This is a genomic window from Vibrio ouci, from assembly GCF_004551525.1.
Classification (GTDB): domain Bacteria; phylum Pseudomonadota; class Gammaproteobacteria; order Enterobacterales; family Vibrionaceae; genus Vibrio; species Vibrio ouci.
Window position 1 is genome coordinate 16,484 of sequence record NZ_SATR01000034.1, and the last position, 17,376, is coordinate 33,859.

Genomic DNA, 17,376 nt, shown 5'->3' on the forward strand with positions numbered 1-17,376 from the left:
CAAATGATCAGACCTCTCCCTTTAGCTATGCTATTCATCCTAGCCCTGAAACCAATCTAACGTAGGGACAATGCGTACTCTCTCATGACTCTTGCGTTGTCAGCAAAGCCCTCTTTACCACAAGCCTCTCCATTATTGGTTATTTCCGGGCTAGAGTAAGCGGGAATTATTTTTTCTGAATATGTCATTACAGTCCCGTATCCTGAGCAAAAAAATCCACCTGCGTATGGCTTCACCTTGTATCTGTTCTCGGGGAATACTTGCTCACTTATCCAAAATTCAGCATCGTCTGATTCTTTTCTATCGTGCATTGCCCAGCCTAAATGTCCTAATTCATGCTCCAAAACAACCAAAGGAAAGTTCTCATCTAGAATTACGAAACTATCGTTTATATTCATCATTGTAATACCATAAATCTCCTCATTTGCTGTGAAGCTGTGGTTTTCATTTAGTATCAACACGTATTGGTGCAATGGTGAACCACGTAATACTGCAATTTCGTCCTTACCAACGATTGTTTCAAGCTCCTTGTGCAAAGAAGCCGCTGATTCTAGATCGCGACTAATCTCTATATACTGAATTTCTTCAATTTTACGAGTCAGGCTCACGCAAGAGTTACCAAGTATTTCGTTCGACAATTGAATAGCTTTTGTTAATTTCCCTTTTAATTCCGATTTCCGCTTTATATCCGCATCCACATAGAAAGTAATACTCATTTCAGCTGGTGTATCAATTTCGCATTTGGGAAATGAGAAATTCGGACTTACGTTTCTTTGACTTATCATGATGGCTATCACCATCAATAAACAAAGCCAGATCCCCGCTTTATGATATCGATTCATAACTCTAAAAAACCTCTAAGCTTCAGTAAAACCAAATGCAATCGTGATATTCACTCAAATAGAAATTGATATCAAACAAAACTAAAACATTAACCATAAATAATCATTTAAATAAAACCAATAATTATTATTTAAATGATTAAAGCCCTTAAATGAATAAAAACAGTCGGGAACCTAAATAAAGAGAAACGCTTTGTTCAAAGATAATTAAACCCTAGAGTTCAACTGGGAAATCGAAAGCTAACCTACGCGATGTCAGTCGCTGGCTTGTTGTTTTTCAGAAATTGGGAAGCCGCTCGGTAACATTATTGGACTGAGTTTCTCAAAAACTTTTTCCAATCCGGACTACTATCGAGAAGCACATTGCTCAAAAACTATGCTCAACACATAACGCTCAACAATTAAGAGGTAATAAAAATGAAAAAGACTTTATCTACCCTCACTATGACGCTCGCGCTGCTTTCCAGTGCATCTTTTTCTGCTGATAACTACACCATAGATTCAAACTATTCTTCCGTTAGCTTTGCCACCATCAAAAAACAGTACATCGTTGAACCTGCAACGATAAACACCCTATCTGGCACGTTAGACAGCAGTGGTGAGTTTAATGTCTCTATCGACCTAAACGGAATTGATACAGGCGTTGAGATCCGCAATACCCGTCTTAATGAGATCTTCTTTGAGTCTGCCAAGCATCCACCCGTAACCGTAACAGGAAAGGTTGATTGGTCATCATTGGGTGAAGGCTCGCACAAGATGAAGGTACCCACTGAGGTAACGCTGTTTGGTAATACCAAGTCTATTGAGTTCTCAGTGGTCATCTTAAATGCTGGTGATACGGTGATGGTGAGTTCTAGCGTGCCTGTTATTATTGGCGCTGCTGACTTTGGTATCCCGAGTAAGAACTTAACGGAACTAGCCGCAACGGTTGGTGATATTGGGATTTCAGATAGAGTGCCGCTTACTCTGAATTTGACGTTTAAGAAGTGATTTGATGAGAAAAATCTAGCTAGAGGTAGTGAACAACTAATGACTATTTATTCATCATTCACTAAATATAGAAGCGAAGGCGACAATTGTTCTTCATTATAAGGTTTTCTCAATGCGAATCAGATACTCATTGTGATATAGTTCATATGGTCTCAAATTAAAGCCCAGTGCTGCAACACTGGACCTTAAGGTTTTAGTTAACAGAGACTATTAACTTGATGATTGTATCTACTAAATTGATTATTGCGATAATCAGCGCTTTCATCAGTACCCTCCTTGAGGGTTAGTTATGAAAAGCCCTTGAGAACCCTCGTATCTCAAGGGCTTGTTCATAAACTATTGTACGAAATAATATATTTCGTTGGAATCCTTAAGGACATAACTCTATAAAAACGGTGGGATATTCTAATTTATATGCAATCGGTCTAGCCCCCCAGAGACTAAACCTCGCTAAATTCGGCGCCATTTCCAGAATAAAATTCTAGCCTATCAGTGACAAACCAACGCTAAAAATACGCTCAAACTGTATTTACACTATGTCAGATTTAGAATCTTGTCCTTTGTAAGTTTCGCCACTTCACAGTGAACAGCACTATAAAATAGACTTCTTCCGATAGAACAATCATATATTAAAGTCGACTGCGGAGGATGGCTTAACGCGATAACTATTAATTAATAACGATTAGATTTAGTCTCAACTCTCTTCAGCAGATTCCCTACTCGCTCCTCCGTCTCTCTATGGAATGACGGTAACTTTTACCACTGTCATCCCCGAGAGGGAGGCACGACCGAGTTGGGGATCTCTTATAGCGAACTGAGAACCTAATTCAGGCTAGTTCATGAAAACAGATGTGGTAGGAATTGCTTTGGGCGTGGCTGGTTAACAATTATCTAGAACAACGCACCCTTCTACAGATTCCCTACTCGTTCCTTCGTCTCTCTATGGAATGACAGCAACTAGAGAGACTTCTGCTTTACCACTGTCATCCCCGAGAGGGAGGCGCGACCGAGTTGGGGATCTCTTAAAGCGAGCCGAGAACTTAATATAGGCTAGTTCATGAAATAGAAGTTGGGAGAGAGTGGTTAGAGTGAATCTAACCTAACGACTACCTAAAACGCCTTAAGAATCGCCGAATCATAATTCGAAATATCTAACTTCACACCGTGCTCTTCCACCAGCTCATCAAGTTTAGCTTGAGCGGTATTTAAGCTATCCATGGTGATGGTGTTGTCGTCCAGCTGCCAAAGCTGACGAGACCCGTCGTAGCTAAATTGAAGCGCAAGCATTGCATCAGCATTACCCTGCTCTGCTGCGGCATCGAGCTTTCTCTTCTTACGGTAGATGAGGTTTAACGCCTGCTTAAGGTCCCAAACGTAGGCGACTTCATGCATTTTTGGGTGTGTTTTGAGCTTAATGAGCGTCATGACTACGCCTATCGCGCTGACAATCACGCCAAGTAAGTTCCAGTGGAAGTGTGAACCAGACTCTGATGGAAACAGGGAAATAAGTGCCTGAGAGATGGCAAGGCTTGATACCGCTAAGAGTGCGATACACGCGACAATGACAATGTTTAAACGTGAACGGTATAGCTGCTTGTCGATCTTTTGTAGTTTCATCAATAGTCCATTGTTTTAGTAGCCTTAACATCGCGTCGATAGGCTGAAATGAACTGATGATTATACATTTTGAATGGCTTTAGATAAGCGCTAATTTGTTGCAAATAGTGTGGTTAATTACACCAATAGCCTAAGCGCTTAAAGCTAGCCACCAACAAAGTGCGATTGGTAGTATTTCGGGGTAACGGCTAAACGCTTTTTAAACTGGCGTTGAAAGTGCGCTTGGTCGGAAAAGCCTAAGCTATGCGCCACCTCAGACAGAGACTCACCCGCTTTAAGCATCACTTTCGAGCGTTTGATCTTTTCATCCATCAAGTAGGCGTATGGCGGCAATCCGTATTGATTTTTGAACGCACGAAGCAACTGATAACGGCTCATCCCCGCTTCTTCTGCTAGGTTTTCTAACTCATGGTGTTCTGCTACTTCATCCAACAGCTTTTCGCGAACGCGTTTAATCGGCTCGGCTTGCTTGTGTCGGTTTGTAGGGCTGGTTATTTGAAAAGTTGATTCAACAAAGCTGTACAAGCAAGTTTCAATGTTTAAGCTAGATTGCTCGCTCTCCAAGGCATCAAACAGGGTCAGATATTGCGCTTTTAACGCATCATTGCGCTCAAAATCATTATTGAATGCTTGATAATCCATCTGCATGTGCTGGTTGTTCTCACGCAAAATATCACGCTGTAACTGGCCCATTTTTGTCGCATTCACAAACAACATACTATATGACCATAAGCCCGCTGCAGGATTACAGGAATGTACATCGGAAGGGTTAATCGTGACCAAATCCCCCACGCTAATAACATGGGACTTATTGCGATTTTTATAGTCTGCCGCACCTTGAAGAATCACGCCAAAAGAGAACTCATCATGTGAGTGAGCGTCGTAACAGGCACCACTTCGATTGGCGACTCTTAGTTCAACCCAAGGTAGGACTTGGTTTTGCTTAAAGCTAGCGCTGTTATCTCTTTTCATCGTGACATTCCTTGTCAAAGCCAAATCATTAGCACTGAGGCTAACAATATAATAGCCATTGAGCGATTAAAGAACAGTTGTTTTCTTTGCTCCTGTAGCTGGCTGGTAAACATCGTGCCGACCACAGCCCATAATCCTACACCGATTAAGCACGCGATAAGTGAGACTAATGTGTACATCCATAACCAAACTTGCTGTTCACTTTGCCCTACGACATAAAGGCTGACGCCAGACATAGCAACTAACCAAGCCTTGGGGTTTAGTAGCTGAACCAATGCGCCGCTCAGCCAGCTAGAATGACGTTCATCTTCAATGTCCAAACGGCCAAATGGCGCGGTGTAAATCTTGTAGGCTAAATAGCTGAGAAAGGCACTACCAACAATCTGCATTGCTAATTCTATTCGCGGTAGCCATTCGACAAGACTGTTCAAGGTATTACCAGTGATAAACACCACCAGCGCGTAAGCAACCGATGCGCCGAGAACATGCTTAGCTGCGGTGGATTTACCAAATTGCGCCGCCGTTGAAGTCGCAATGAGGTTAACGGGGCCGGGAGTGACGGCTCCAACAAACGCGAAAACCACCATTGCTAAAAATACGCTATTCATACCCTCTCCTTGTAAGATGCTAGCTCAGACCTATCAAGATAAAGAGAATGGGATTAACAGTATTGAACGATATTGCGCAGTGCTATCCCCCGGGCGTAATCATCACAAAAAAGTGGCGTGTGCTATGGTTAATTCAACACTTAGCGTCGAGAGTTCGTCATTATGCCTCTATTCATGGATCGTCATTTTTCAGAGAATCCCACCCGAGAAGCCATTGAATTAGCACATAAAAAAGACTTGGATATTCAAGACAAATATGGCGTCAAATTTGTCACCTACTGGTTTGATGAAATGCGCGGCACTACCTTTTGCTTGGTCGAAGCTGAGGACGAATCTGTCATACGAAGAGTCCATGAAGAGGCGCATGGGGATATTCCCGGAGAGATCATCCCTGTTGATGCCGATATCGTTAAACTATTCTTAGGCCGAATTGCCGACCCCGTCGCTTCAGAGCCTCATGAAACTACCGAAATAGACAGCGCGTTTCGCATTATCATGTTTACCGACCTTGCTGGCTCTACCGCTATGACTACTGAGTTGGGCGATAAGAAGTCAATGCATCTATTGCGCATTCATAATGTCATTACGCGTGACGCAATTAAGGCACATGAAGGCCGTGAAATTAAACATACTGGCGATGGTTTTATGGTCTCTTTTACATCAGCAGATGAAGCCGTTAAATGCGCGAAGAGTATTCAAGATGCGTTTAAAGAGCATAACCAGAATAAACCCGAGCAAAGTATGCATGTTCGTATCGGTTTAAGTGCGGGCGAACCGGTCGAAGAAAACAACGACCTATTTGGCAGTTCGGTTCAAATGGCCTCGCGAGTGTGCGATGCCACAGAATCAGATCAAATATTGGTTGTCGATCTGGTCAAACAAAGCTGCTCAAACAGTCAGTTCCAGTTTCGCGAGTTTGGTAAAAAGATGTTCAAAGGATTTAATGAACCGACGCAGGTTTATCAGGTTATCTAGATCTAGCTAACCTACTCAGCGAACTTTGCGCTAATCCCTAATCACTACAGCTCTGTGCGGCAGAATCATTTCGTGAAAACTGAACTATTCTAAAGAAGTTCGAAAGGGAGTTGTGATGAAGTTAACCGACGATACGTATTCACTTGGAAAACTGTCGATAGCACATGGCCGCTCATTTGCCACAACAGTGATGTCGCAAGAGTTAAATCAGCGCCAATTACGTTGCGTCAAAGTGAGTAACGAGCAAGAGATCCTCAACCTATCCCCCGCGTTACTGATATTAGATCAACAATTGCTTGACGTTGTGAGCATAGCCACCGTTAACCAGTGGCGCGAGAATCAAGCTTTAGTCGTGATTGCTGAGCAGCACCTTGAGGTTGAAGCCGACCTTTATGTACCAACAGGATTCACGAAAAGAATCACCCTAAAACATATCGAATCCGCACTATTAATACATACTCAACGAGAGCAACAAAAGGAGCTAAAACAGCTCCTGAGCAATAAATCGAATAGCTTAAGTCGACTGACCGAAATTGGTATCGCACTGTCAGCAGAAAAGAACCTCACGGCTCTACTCAATCGGATCTTGGATGAGGGGCGAAAACTCGCTGTGTGTGATGCGGCCTCACTCTTTTTGCTCGATGATCACGATAAAGACCATCGTCAGTTAGTTTTAAAACTTACTCAGAACGCCTCTATTGAGTTTGATTTTGAAGAAAAACGCTTCGACCTTAATGACAGTAGTATCTCCGGCTATGTGGCGATTCATGGTCACGAAGTGAATATCGAAGATGTTTATGACATCCAAGATAAACCCTATCGATTTAACCCGGTTTTTGACCATGCGACTGGGTATCGTTGTCAGTCGCTGCTAGCAATCCCAATATTCAATTACCATCAAGAAATCATTGGCGTATTGCAGTTTATTAACCATACCAAACAAGCCGGTGTGCACCTCTCTTCTCACTCGGTGACCAAAGACAATGTCATCCCGTTCGATAAAGAGATTTGCCCTTTGCTACGTGCGTTAGCGAGTCAGTCTGCGATTGCGATTGAGAACAGGCGCTTGATTGAGAGCATACGCCGTCTATTTGAAGGCTTTGTCCAAGCTTCCGTTACTGCAATCGAGCAACGAGACCCGACAACCAGTGGTCACTCGTTTCGTGTCGCCGATCTCTCCATTGCCTTAGCGGACTGTTTGAATAACTCCAACCTTAAAAAATATCGGTATCAACACATCAACAATAAAGATCTGCGTCAGTTAAAATACGCCGCACTCCTGCATGACTTCGGAAAAGTGGGCGTGAAAGAGTCGGTATTAACCAAGGCGAAAAAGCTCACTGATCATCAACTGGATGTGATCAAATATCGTATTCGCCTTACCCAGCAAAGTTTGCTTCGTCAACGTGCAGAGGTTGAACTCAAGCTGTTTAATCATACGCCTGGCTCAAATTCGCAATCAGCGCTTAGGCAACAAGAGAATATCCAGCAGCAAATATCTCAACTGGAGCAGTTCTGGCTCGATATCTTGCAAGCCAATGAGCCTTCTGTGCTGCCTGAGTCTGCCTCTGACACCCTAAAAGAGATCCATGCTTATCACGCAATGGATGAAAATGGATTACTGACTCCTTTAATCAATGAAAATGAGTTGCTTGCTCTATCTATCCCTAAAGGCAGCCTGACGCCAAGCGAGATGGATGAAATACGCTCTCATGTCGTTCATACCGAAACCTTCTTAAAGCAGATCCCTTGGACTCAAGACTTGCAGGATATCCCTCATATTGCTGGTGCTCATCATGAAAAAATTGATGGGAGTGGCTACCCCAAGGGCTTGGCTGGTCAACAGATCCCTTTGGCTTCACAAATTATGACCGTGTGTGACATCTATGATGCGCTCACAGCCTCCGACAGGCCATATAAAAACGCACTGCCCGATGAAATTGCATTCAAAATTCTTTTCAATGAGGCAGAGAAAGGACAGCTCAATGGTGATTTAGTCAAACTGTTTATCGATGACAAAGTATTCCTAGCCATCAAAGATAAACAGTACAAAAATGATTGCAATGAGTGTGGTAATTTCCATCACCACGTATGTGATTTTGACTTGCTGGATCATCACTAAAGCTCACCAATCGATTAGCCTTTAGGCGCTAAATTTCTCCTACGTTCTGTCCCTGATAGTGTTAGAATCTTCGCATCAGAAATATCGAGATACCCTATGTTTATCCATCACGTTAACGGCATCGACTGGCTAGTGATTACCGCTTTTGAAGAACTCAAACCTATGTTTATAGAAGACGCAGGGAGGATCCCTTCTTGCTTCTCTATCGACAGCGAATTGAGCCTGATTGACCAAGCAAAACGCACTTACGGATATTTGCCTCCACTTAGTGGCGTAATCACCGATACTGGCACATTTGAAAGCCCAGATAACGAAGAAGATTTGAACCCGCAGCTTGCCTGCATAGTTGAGGGGCGTGGTCGGGTGTTTATCTATCACGGCGGCTTTGTTGCTTTTGTCGATGACGAGCAAACCTTTATCACCCGCTTGGACTGAAGATTAATCGAAAGTTGAAATCGGCATGAACGACTCTTCCTGCAATAGAGTTCTTATTCCAATTCTGTTACTTTGACCAAGGAATATGCAGAGAAACGGACTTCACATGACACAAAAAACAAAGCATGCCTTAGTCGTCGAAGGTGGTGCAATGCGAGGGATATTTGCAGCTGGCGTTTTAGATGGCTTTATCGACCACGACTATAATCCTTTTGATTTTTGTATTGGCGTCTCTGCCGGTTCAACCAACATCGCCTCTTGGCTTTCTAACCAACGAGGTCGAACCTATACCATCATCGCTGACTATTCCTGCCGACCAGAGTTCATTAACTTCCGTCGTTTTGCCAAAGGTGGTCACTGGCTCGATCTCGACTGGTTATGGGATTACATAGCGCTGCACAACCCTTATGATATGCAAGCCTTTGCCAAGCAGCCTATTCCCTTTCACATCGTTACAACCGATGTCTCAACTGGTGAACCCGTTTATACCCTAGGGCATGAAAGTAATTTAGAGATGATTCTAAAAGCGTCATGCTCACTGCCTATGGCTTATCGCACTCCTATCAATGTTGAAGGAAAAACAATGATCGACGGAGGTGTCGCAGATTCCATTCCAGTGATGGGAGCCTACAAGCGGGGCGCAAAGGAAATCACCGTTATCCTGTCGCAAAAACCAGGCTATATGAAGCGACCGCCAAAGGCTCCGTGGTTAATACGTCGACTGATGAAAAACACACCACATCTTGCTGATGCAATGATCAATCGAGCCGAGCAATACAACGAAACTTTAGCGTTTATTAATAATCCGCCTCAGGACTGCACTGTTCACGTTATTGCCCCAGAAGATAACTTTGCCGTGGGAAGGCTAACGACAAACAAAGACAAGCTCGACGCTGGATATCAAATGGGGTTGAGAGCCGCAAAACAAGCCGTCGTACTAGAGCCATAAATTAACGATACCCTGCGGATGTTTCTAAACAAAAAAAGGCGAACCAAATGGTTCGCCTTAAATTGACTTATGTTCCTGTTTGAGCTGTTACAGTAGCTCGACTGATTGCTGTGCAATAACGAACTCTTCGTTGGTTGGAATAACCATCGCTACTGCATCAAGAATTTGTGACTTCGCGATGATACCTGCGTTACCAAAGCGTGCGTCTTCATTGCCCTTCTCGTCTTCAACAAAACCTAGAAGTTTTAGGTTGTTTAAGATTTCACGGCGAATAGGTAGTGAGTTTTCACCAATACCACCCGTAAAGATAATTGCGTCTAGGTTGCTAAGTGGAATTAGGTAAGAACCAATGTACTTCGCTACGCGGTAGGTGAACACTTCAAACGCAAGTTTCGCACCTTCGTGACCATTTTCCATCGCATCTAGAATGCCACGAGCGTCTGACGTTAGGCCAGAAACACCTAGGAAACCTGACTTCTTGTTCAGCGTGTCGAAGACTTGCTCTGTCGTCCAACCTTTTTTGATTAGGAACTCGATAACGCCTGGGTCAAGGTCACCAGAACGTGTACCCATCATTAGACCAGCTAGCGGCGTGAAGCCCATAGAGGTATCGACTGACTCACCATTTTCAATCGCACATACTGATGCGCCATTACCTAGGTGAACAGAGATGAAGCTCGCTTCTTCAACTGGCTTGTTTAGCATTTTCGCAGCTTCACGGCTTACGAAATAGTGGCTAGTGCCGTGGAAACCGTATCGACGGATCCCGTACTCTTTATAAAGCTCATTTGAAATCGCACCTGTGAATGCTTTTTGCGGCATTGTTTGGTGGAATGCAGTATCAAATACAGCGAATTGAGGTAGGCTTGGGAAAGCTTGCATAGCAGCTTGAATACCTTTAGCGCCTGCTGGGTTGTGGAGCGGTGCCAAATCAGACAAGTTTTCAATTTCTGCTAGTACTTCATCATTAATTCGTACGGTAGAAGTGAACTTCTCACCACCGTGTACGATACGATGACCCACGGCAACTAAATCTTTTGTGAAACCTAACGTTTCCATCAATGCTACGATTCGATTGATAGCATGTTGATGATGATTGTCTGGAGCATCGACAGCTTCTTCAGTTTTCTCACCATTATACTTCCAGCTGATCACGGCTTCTGGTAAACCAAAGCACTCACCTAAGCCACTGACAATCGCGTCACCAGACGCAGAGTCAATCACTGCAAACTTTAATGATGAGCTACCAGAGTTAATGACCAGCACAAACGAATTCGACATGGGTATGTTCCTGTTTCAGAGCAATTTGATGAAGCGTAGTGCTTCTATTGTATTGTTTGATCCATTATTCAATATTTTTTGAATCTTTCAACTTATATTTGAAAGATTCAACAATATAAATAATTTTTGTTGATCTGACGCAATTGTTGATTTAATTCGGCCTCAAAAATTAATGACATCTTTGTAAACAGAGATTTGGTGACTAAAATTTAACCTATGAATACCTCTAGCACTTGATATTCATGTCGGCCTAACTACAATTTAACAAAACAATATACTGTTACTGGATATTTATTTGTTTATACTCGCGGTCACAATCATTATCATCGGCATCGTTTTTCTTGTTTCTGGGTTAGCTCAAGCAAAAAAAATATGCGCTCAAACCCAACATACTGGGTGGAGATTGCTGAGTCTGCTGATTGCCTGTTTCATCCTAGGTTATTCCCTCGTTTTAGGTTCGCTGCTGATCGATAAAACTGTCGACGCCATTTTATTCGGGCTATCCATGATTCTGTTTTCAGGCAGTATTTTTGTGTTTATGGTCACTACGTTTAGTCTGACTACCATTCAGCAATTGCATATGCTTGCCCAAGAGGAAAAGCACAATGCTCTGCATGACCCTCTCACTGCCCTGCCCAATCGTAAACACTGCATTGAAACGGTTAACTTCCTCGTTGAAGACAACATCCCTTTCCAGCTAATGTTGCTCGATGTGGTCAACTTTAAGCAAGTTAACGACGGTATGGGTCATTTTTGCGGTGATCAGCTGCTAATTCAGATCGGACATCGTTCCAGAGCGCACTTAAGTAAAGGCGACTTTATTGCCCGTATTGGGGGGGACGAGTTCGTTGTTGTCATGCCGAATCAGTCATTGGATCATGCATTGAACATTGCGCATGAAATAAATCAATCACTCAAAAGGCCCTTTTCGATTGATGGTTTCGAGCTAACCAGTAGCGTTATCGTTGGCATCGGCTCGTACCCAAAACATGGGACCAGCGTTGATCAGATCATTAATGCCGCTGATGTCGCTATGTATTGGGCCAAAACAAACGGAAATGAGGTGGCGAACTTCTCATCGCATATGAGTCAAGATGCACGAAGAAAACTGCAGATTTCTCGCCAAATAGACCAGGCGATTGAGAACAATGAATTTGAATTATTCTACCAGCCAATTATCTGTTTAGAGCGTGATATTGTGTGTAGCTATGAAGCGTTAATGCGTTGGTTAGATGAAGATGGAAAGCCAATCACACCCTCTGACTTCATTACTATTGCAGAGCAAAGCAACAAGATCACATCAATCACAGAGTGGATGCTAGATAAGGTAGCGAGTGACATTGAAAAGCTAATCAAGGCGGGCATTCACTGCCCGATACATGTGAATCTGTCGGCTAAAGATTTGATGAGCAAAAACCTAGAGAACCAGTTGAGTCGCTTGGCGTTTTTGAACAAAAGCTTTGTCAATATGGTCGTATTGGAGATCACTGAAACAACGGCAATTAACCGCTTACGAAGCCCCGCAACCCTACTAGAAAGACTGAAACAGATGGGGTTTAGGATAAGTCTCGATGATTTTGGTACTGGATTTTCGTCACTTTCACTACTGCGAGATCTTCCCGTCGACCAAATCAAGATCGACCAATCCTTTGTGTATCAAATGCAGAGAAACGAAAGGAACCGCTCAATTGTGGCCAACTCCATTTCTCTTGCCCATGGCCTTGGTTACACCGTGATATCAGAGGGTGTAGAGCACGAAGAGGTGGTCAGTATTCTACGAGAGTATGGCTGCGATTATGTTCAAGGTTACTACTATAGCCCTGCTTTGCCGTTAGAGCGTGCCATTAACTGGACGCTAAGCCGTGACGCTGAACACTACGAGCAACTTGCTCAACATACAGTAAAAAAAGCGGCCCCATAGCTATTTAACATTTTAATTGCTAGCGACAAAAACCACATTTCATTCTCCCCAAAAGCAACCGTTTGCATTTATTCCCCCTATCATTGACCCACTACCAATTCCCATTCAAATGATTGATTATTAAAATTTTATTTATGATAAAGGCGACACATTCACAAAGAGAATACGTAAAAAGACAAAACTATAAAAAAAGCTAATGTAACAATAAGTTTCAGAAATAACTGATTGATTTATTTAAAGTTCCCGACAATTTGAACGTTTTACGTTATTTTGTAACCTTTATGTTAAAAATCCATATAGAGTCTGCCACATCGTTAAAACACGAATGACAATTAAGCCTGTCGGCTCATATATATGGACTTTATTATGAAAAAAACGATCTTAGCAGCTGCTATCGCAACTCTTTCTACTTCTGTTTACGCTGTTGAACTGTACAACCAAGAAGGCACAACTTTCTCAATCGGTGGCCACGTTTCAGCAAACCTAAATGGCTCTGAGCAAGGCGATACAGATGTCGGTACTAACTCTCCACGTATCAACTTTAACGCTACACAAGATCTAGGCAACGGTTTCACTGCTGATGCAAAAGGTGAATGGGCTCTTAACTACCTAGATGGTGGCGACAATGCATTCACAACACGTCTAGGCTACGTTGGCCTAACACACGATGAGCTTGGCCGCGCGGTTGTTGGTACTCAGTGGGCACCATACTACGACGTAGCTGGTGTAGCTGATATGCCTATCGCTTACGCGAACGACTTTATCTACGACAACCACGGTGCTCTAGGCACGGGTCGTGCTGATAAGATGATCAGCTACCGTAACGGTTTTGAGTTCGGTGAAGCTGGCGCATTTAACTTCGGTCTAGGTTGGCAGGGTGCTAACGATGAGCGCACACTTGATGAAAACAATGACCTAACAGGCCACAAGTACGATGACCGTATCCAAGCTGCAGTTAGCTACTCTATTGCTGGTGCAACTCTTGGTTACACATACAACACGGGTGATTTCACTACATTTGGCGCAGCAAAGCGTACTGCTGAATCACACCTAGTATCTGTTAAATACGGTACTTACGGTAAAGGTCTTTACCTAGCGGGTGTTTACGCAGATAACGAAAACATGAACTACGACGGTTCGACTCTTCTTGCAGACAGCAACGCTTACGAAGCACTAGCTTCATACGCGCTTGATAACAGCCTAAACCTAATCGTTAACTACGAAATGGTTGAAGGCAAGCAGTTTGCAAACTGGCAAAAAGAAACGGCACGCGAAGAGCTAGCACTACAAGCTGAGTACAACTTCACGCCTAAGTTTGTTGGTTACACTGCTTACCAGTTTGACCTAAACGATGCGAACAACAATGAAACTGATGACAAGTGGCTAATCGGCGCTCGTTACTACCTATAAGCTATTACTGTCCCAATTGCTGAAATATTCAGCACCGCCCACCTCTTTCGAGGTGGGCTTTTTATTTTCAATCACCTCTTAGTAGCTAAATTGCTGCAAAACTCGTTACAATAGTGGTTAAGCACCCTATCCCCTATTTTGACTGAGCTTGAGGATCAACACATGAACATCGGCGCTGTATCTAAGCTGACTGGACTATCAAGTAAGTCTATTCGCCTTTATGAAGACAAAGGCTTGATTACTCCCCCTAGCCGAAGTGATGCTGGTTACCGTGAGTATTCGGAGCAACAAGTCCAACAGCTCAACCTTATCTCTCGCGCTAAAAATGCAGGCTTTTCACTGATCGAGTGTAAAGAGTTTGTTCAACTTGCTTCCAACCCAAACCGTAAAAGCAGTGAAGTAAAAGCGAAAGCAAAAGAGAAGCTGGCTGAAGTGGAAGTGAAGATAAAAGAACTTAAAGAGATCGAGCGTCAGCTCAAAAGTTGGGTCTCTGCTTGCCCTGGTGATTCCGGTAGTCAATGTCCAATCATTGAAGATCTTACTAAGTGATAAAAAAGGCCTTGAATCATTTCAAGGCCTTTCGCTTATTAATAGTAAGTACACATCCGTTTGCCATCGACTTCGATGATGTTAAACGGCGTTTCGTAGATACTTTCTAAAATATCAGACTGAATCACTTCTTCCACTTTACCTTGCGCCACTACCTGCCCTTTCTTAAGTGCAATGATCTTATCCGAGTAACAGGCAGCAAAGTTAATATCGTGAATCACGACGACGACGGCTTTGTTCATCTCATGGGCTAAACGGCCAACGTTGCGCATAATCTGCAACGAATGCTTAATATCTAGGTTGTTTAACGGCTCATCGAGAAATACATAGTCGGTATCTTGCGCCATCACCATCGCGATAAAAGAAAGTTGTCTTTGACCACCACTCAGCTCATCTAGGTATTTGTGCTGAATCTCTACTAAGTCCAAATAGTCAATCGCTTTATTGATGATCTGATTGTCTTCATCATTGAGCTTGCCCTGTGAATAAGGGAAACGTCCAAAGGCGATCATTTCTCGAACGGTAAATCGCATGGTGATGTTGTTGGCTTGGCGCAGCACCGCAAGGCGCTTCGCGAGCTCTTTGGTGTCCCACTCACTAAGCTCTTTACAGTCGATGTAAACTTCACCTTTGTCTTTACTGACTAGGCGACTCGCCATAGATAGCAGAGTACTTTTCCCTGCACCATTTGGGCCGATGATTGAGGTCACTTTGCCTTTTTCAAACTCAGCGCTCGCGCTATCGACCACTTTAGATTGACCAAACGCTTTGGTCAGGCTTTTTAATGAAATCATAGAAACCTAGACAATTTTGTTGCGCAGCAACATGGTTAAGAAATAAATACCGCCGACAAAGTTAATCACGACACTGATGGTGGTTGAGAACCCAAATAGATTTTCGACAATCCACTGACCACTTAATAAAGAAGCGACTGACAATAAAGAAACGCCGATCAATAAAACTTTATGTTGGAACGACTTAAACAGTTCTCTTGCAAGGTTTGTCACCAACAAGCCAAAGAACATAATTGGCCCAATTAAAGCCGTCGAGACAGCGATAAGTGCCGCGCTCAATATCAGTACTTGTAGTGTCACTTTCTTCACGTCGACGCCCAAACTGGTTGCGTTGTCTTTATCTAACCAAAATACATCAAGTGTACGGTGCAAGCGGAACAACAGAAGGCTGATACCCAGCAGCAGTGGCGCGCAGAGATAAACGAGCTCGACCTTGACGTTGTTAAAGCTGGCGAACATGTTCGCTTGTACTGCAGCGAAATCATTGGGATCAAGCAGCATGGTGAAGAATGACGAGATGCTTGAGAATAACTGCCCAAGGATAACCCCGAGAAGCAGCAATACCATCAAGTTCTGTCGCTCCCCTCTGAAATAGAAGCTAAACAGCAGCACAGAGAACCCCAACATTGCAGCCACAGACAAACCAAAGTTGAGGTACGCGTTTAACGCCATAGCGCTCATACCGCCAAACAAAACGACCACCAGCACTTGAGTAAACATATAGAGCGAGTCAAAACCCATAATGCTTGGCGTCAAAATGCGGTTATGCGTGATGGTTTGAAACACCAGTGCAGACTGGCCGATGGCGATGCCTGCGATCACCATTGCCAACACTTTAGGTACGCGGCGTGACAAAAAGTACTGGTAATTGTCCGCATTAAGGCCAATACCAATGAACAGATAGCAAAATACGATTGCCGTTGCTGCAAGCAAAACGAGTTTGGTTCTATCTTGCATCTTTCTGCCCTTTCAAGATAAAGAAGATAAACACAGAGCCACCCAAGATGCTGATGATGGTCGAAATTGGAATCTCATATGGGAAGATAATTATGCGACCCGCCAAGTCACAGCACAGAACAATCAATGCGCCGAGAATCGCCGTAAGCGGAATATTGCGTCTTAAGTTATCACCGAAGAAGTGACTAACAAGGTTTGGCACGATTAGACCAAGAAATGGCAACATACCAACAATCATCACCACAGAAGCGGACATCACAGAAACCAGCAATACACCAATGATCAGTACCTGTTGGTAGTTCAAGCCAAGATTAGTCGCAAAATCTTTACCAAGGCCAACAGCGGAGATACGAGCGGCGTAAAGGTAACTGAATATCGCAAATGGAATCGCGATATAAAGTAATTCATAGTCGCCTTGAAGAAGGTTAGCAAAGTTAGCCACTGTCCAGCTAGACAGGTTTTGCAACGCATCGTATTTGTAAGCAATAAAGGTTGCGAGTGAGTCAACTACGTTACCGAAGATGATACCGACTAGGGGTACAAAGATGGCGTTTTTAAATTGAATTCGGTTGATGAACTGGACAAACAATAGTGTACCAGCCATTGCCACAGCGAAGACTAGCCAAAGCTGTTCGCTGCCAAACAATACCAAACTGATGATATAACCGAGCATGGCACATTCGATCGTGCCGGATGTAGATGGAGACGCAAATCTATTCTGACTGATTTGCTGCATGATCAGGCCCGCAATACTTAAGCCTGCACCAGCCAGTAGTACGGCAAATAGACGCGGAATACGACTGGTAAATAGTAGATGCCAGCTAGCAGAATCACCTGCCAAAAGGGATGTTAGATTAAGCTGCCCTACACCAACAAACAATGACGCCACACTCAATAAAACCAGCGTCAGAAGTAACTTTTTCACTCTTTGCCTCTCAGCACAAAAGCCTCAAG

Annotated in this window: 16 protein-coding genes; 8 read left to right on the forward strand and 8 right to left on the reverse strand. The window is 43.5% G+C overall.

The genetic code is table 11. The annotated features are described in order from the left end of the window. Positions 1 to 56: 56 nt before the first annotated feature. The gene (locus tag ELS82_RS18395; RefSeq protein WP_134836773.1) at positions 57 to 842 is read right to left on the reverse strand and encodes a hypothetical protein; all 786 of its coding nucleotides are present in this window, start codon (positions 840 to 842) and stop codon (positions 57 to 59) included. Positions 843 to 1,259: 417 nt separating this feature from the next. On the opposite strand from ELS82_RS18395, the gene ELS82_RS18400 reads away from it, so the two are divergent. Continuing rightward, positions 1,260 to 1,832 carry a YceI family protein gene (locus tag ELS82_RS18400; RefSeq protein WP_134836774.1) on the forward strand — a complete coding sequence of 191 codons (573 nt, stop codon included), beginning with the start codon at positions 1,260 to 1,262 and terminating at the stop codon, positions 1,830 to 1,832. A gap of 1,110 nt (positions 1,833 to 2,942) precedes the next feature. Here ELS82_RS18400 and ELS82_RS18405 read toward each other — a convergent pair. The 3 genes from ELS82_RS18405 to ELS82_RS18415 form a co-directional block, all read right to left on the reverse strand. Then, entirely contained in the window at positions 2,943 to 3,449 is a 507-nt protein-coding gene (locus tag ELS82_RS18405) for a DUF3087 domain-containing protein (RefSeq protein WP_134836775.1), read from the reverse strand. A gap of 144 nt (positions 3,450 to 3,593) precedes the next feature. Then, positions 3,594 to 4,421, reverse strand: coding sequence for an AraC family transcriptional regulator (locus tag ELS82_RS18410; RefSeq protein WP_134836776.1), 828 nt, complete (start codon positions 4,419 to 4,421; stop codon positions 3,594 to 3,596). Positions 4,422 to 4,435: 14 nt separating this feature from the next. Continuing rightward, the gene (locus ELS82_RS18415) at positions 4,436 to 5,029 is read right to left on the reverse strand and encodes a LysE family translocator (RefSeq protein WP_134836777.1); all 594 of its coding nucleotides are present in this window, start codon (positions 5,027 to 5,029) and stop codon (positions 4,436 to 4,438) included. 162 nt (positions 5,030 to 5,191) lie between these two features. On the opposite strand from ELS82_RS18415, the gene ELS82_RS18420 reads away from it, so the two are divergent. The 4 genes from ELS82_RS18420 (at position 5,192) to ELS82_RS18435 (ending at position 9,510) form a co-directional block, all read left to right on the forward strand. Beyond that, positions 5,192 to 6,004 (forward strand): nickel-binding protein, encoded by an 813-nt coding sequence (locus ELS82_RS18420; RefSeq protein WP_134836778.1) that lies wholly within the window; start codon positions 5,192 to 5,194, stop codon positions 6,002 to 6,004. A gap of 115 nt (positions 6,005 to 6,119) precedes the next feature. Next, positions 6,120 to 8,126: an HD family phosphohydrolase gene (locus ELS82_RS27370; protein WP_134836779.1), complete on the forward strand. Its 2,007-nt coding sequence runs from the start codon at positions 6,120 to 6,122 to the stop codon at positions 8,124 to 8,126. A gap of 96 nt (positions 8,127 to 8,222) precedes the next feature. Continuing rightward, positions 8,223 to 8,561 carry a cytosolic protein gene (locus tag ELS82_RS18430; RefSeq protein ID WP_134836780.1) on the forward strand — a complete coding sequence of 113 codons (339 nt, stop codon included), beginning with the start codon at positions 8,223 to 8,225 and terminating at the stop codon, positions 8,559 to 8,561. 106 nt (positions 8,562 to 8,667) lie between these two features. Then, entirely contained in the window at positions 8,668 to 9,510 is an 843-nt protein-coding gene (locus ELS82_RS18435) for a patatin-like phospholipase family protein (RefSeq protein ID WP_134836781.1), read from the forward strand. 87 nt (positions 9,511 to 9,597) lie between these two features. Here ELS82_RS18435 and ELS82_RS18440 read toward each other — a convergent pair whose 3' ends face one another. Beyond that, the gene (locus ELS82_RS18440; RefSeq protein ID WP_134836782.1) at positions 9,598 to 10,791 is read right to left on the reverse strand and encodes an acetate/propionate family kinase; all 1,194 of its coding nucleotides are present in this window, start codon (positions 10,789 to 10,791) and stop codon (positions 9,598 to 9,600) included. A gap of 295 nt (positions 10,792 to 11,086) precedes the next feature. Between ELS82_RS18440 and ELS82_RS18445 the strand changes: the two genes are divergently transcribed. The 3 genes from ELS82_RS18445 to cueR all read left to right on the forward strand — a co-directional run bounded on the left by ELS82_RS18445 (position 11,087) and on the right by cueR (position 14,671). Then, complete coding sequence (locus tag ELS82_RS18445) at positions 11,087 to 12,712, forward strand: putative bifunctional diguanylate cyclase/phosphodiesterase (RefSeq protein WP_134836783.1); 1,626 nt, start codon at positions 11,087 to 11,089, stop codon at positions 12,710 to 12,712. A gap of 366 nt (positions 12,713 to 13,078) precedes the next feature. Further along, entirely contained in the window at positions 13,079 to 14,122 is a 1,044-nt protein-coding gene (locus ELS82_RS18450; protein WP_134836784.1) for a porin, read from the forward strand. A gap of 162 nt (positions 14,123 to 14,284) precedes the next feature. Continuing rightward, positions 14,285 to 14,671, forward strand: a complete 387-nt coding sequence (gene cueR / locus ELS82_RS18455; RefSeq protein WP_134836785.1) for a Cu(I)-responsive transcriptional regulator — start codon at positions 14,285 to 14,287, stop codon at positions 14,669 to 14,671. Between the two features lie 38 nt (positions 14,672 to 14,709). Here the strand turns inward: cueR and vctC are convergent, their stop codons facing one another. The 3 genes from vctC to vctD are packed head-to-tail and all read right to left on the reverse strand — an operon-like array spanning position 14,710 to position 17,347. Beyond that, positions 14,710 to 15,465 (reverse strand): iron chelate ABC transporter ATP-binding protein VctC, encoded by a 756-nt coding sequence (gene vctC / locus ELS82_RS18460; RefSeq protein ID WP_134836786.1) that lies wholly within the window; start codon positions 15,463 to 15,465, stop codon positions 14,710 to 14,712. A gap of 6 nt (positions 15,466 to 15,471) precedes the next feature. Continuing rightward, entirely contained in the window at positions 15,472 to 16,422 is a 951-nt protein-coding gene (gene vctG, locus ELS82_RS18465; RefSeq protein WP_134836787.1) for an iron chelate uptake ABC transporter permease subunit VctG, read from the reverse strand. Next, on the reverse strand, positions 16,412 to 17,347 hold the full coding sequence (gene vctD, locus ELS82_RS18470) for an iron chelate uptake ABC transporter permease subunit VctD (protein WP_134836788.1): 936 nt from the start codon (positions 17,345 to 17,347) through the stop codon (positions 16,412 to 16,414). The genes vctG and vctD overlap by 11 nt, the downstream gene beginning before the upstream one ends. Positions 17,348 to 17,376 lie beyond the last annotated feature (29 nt).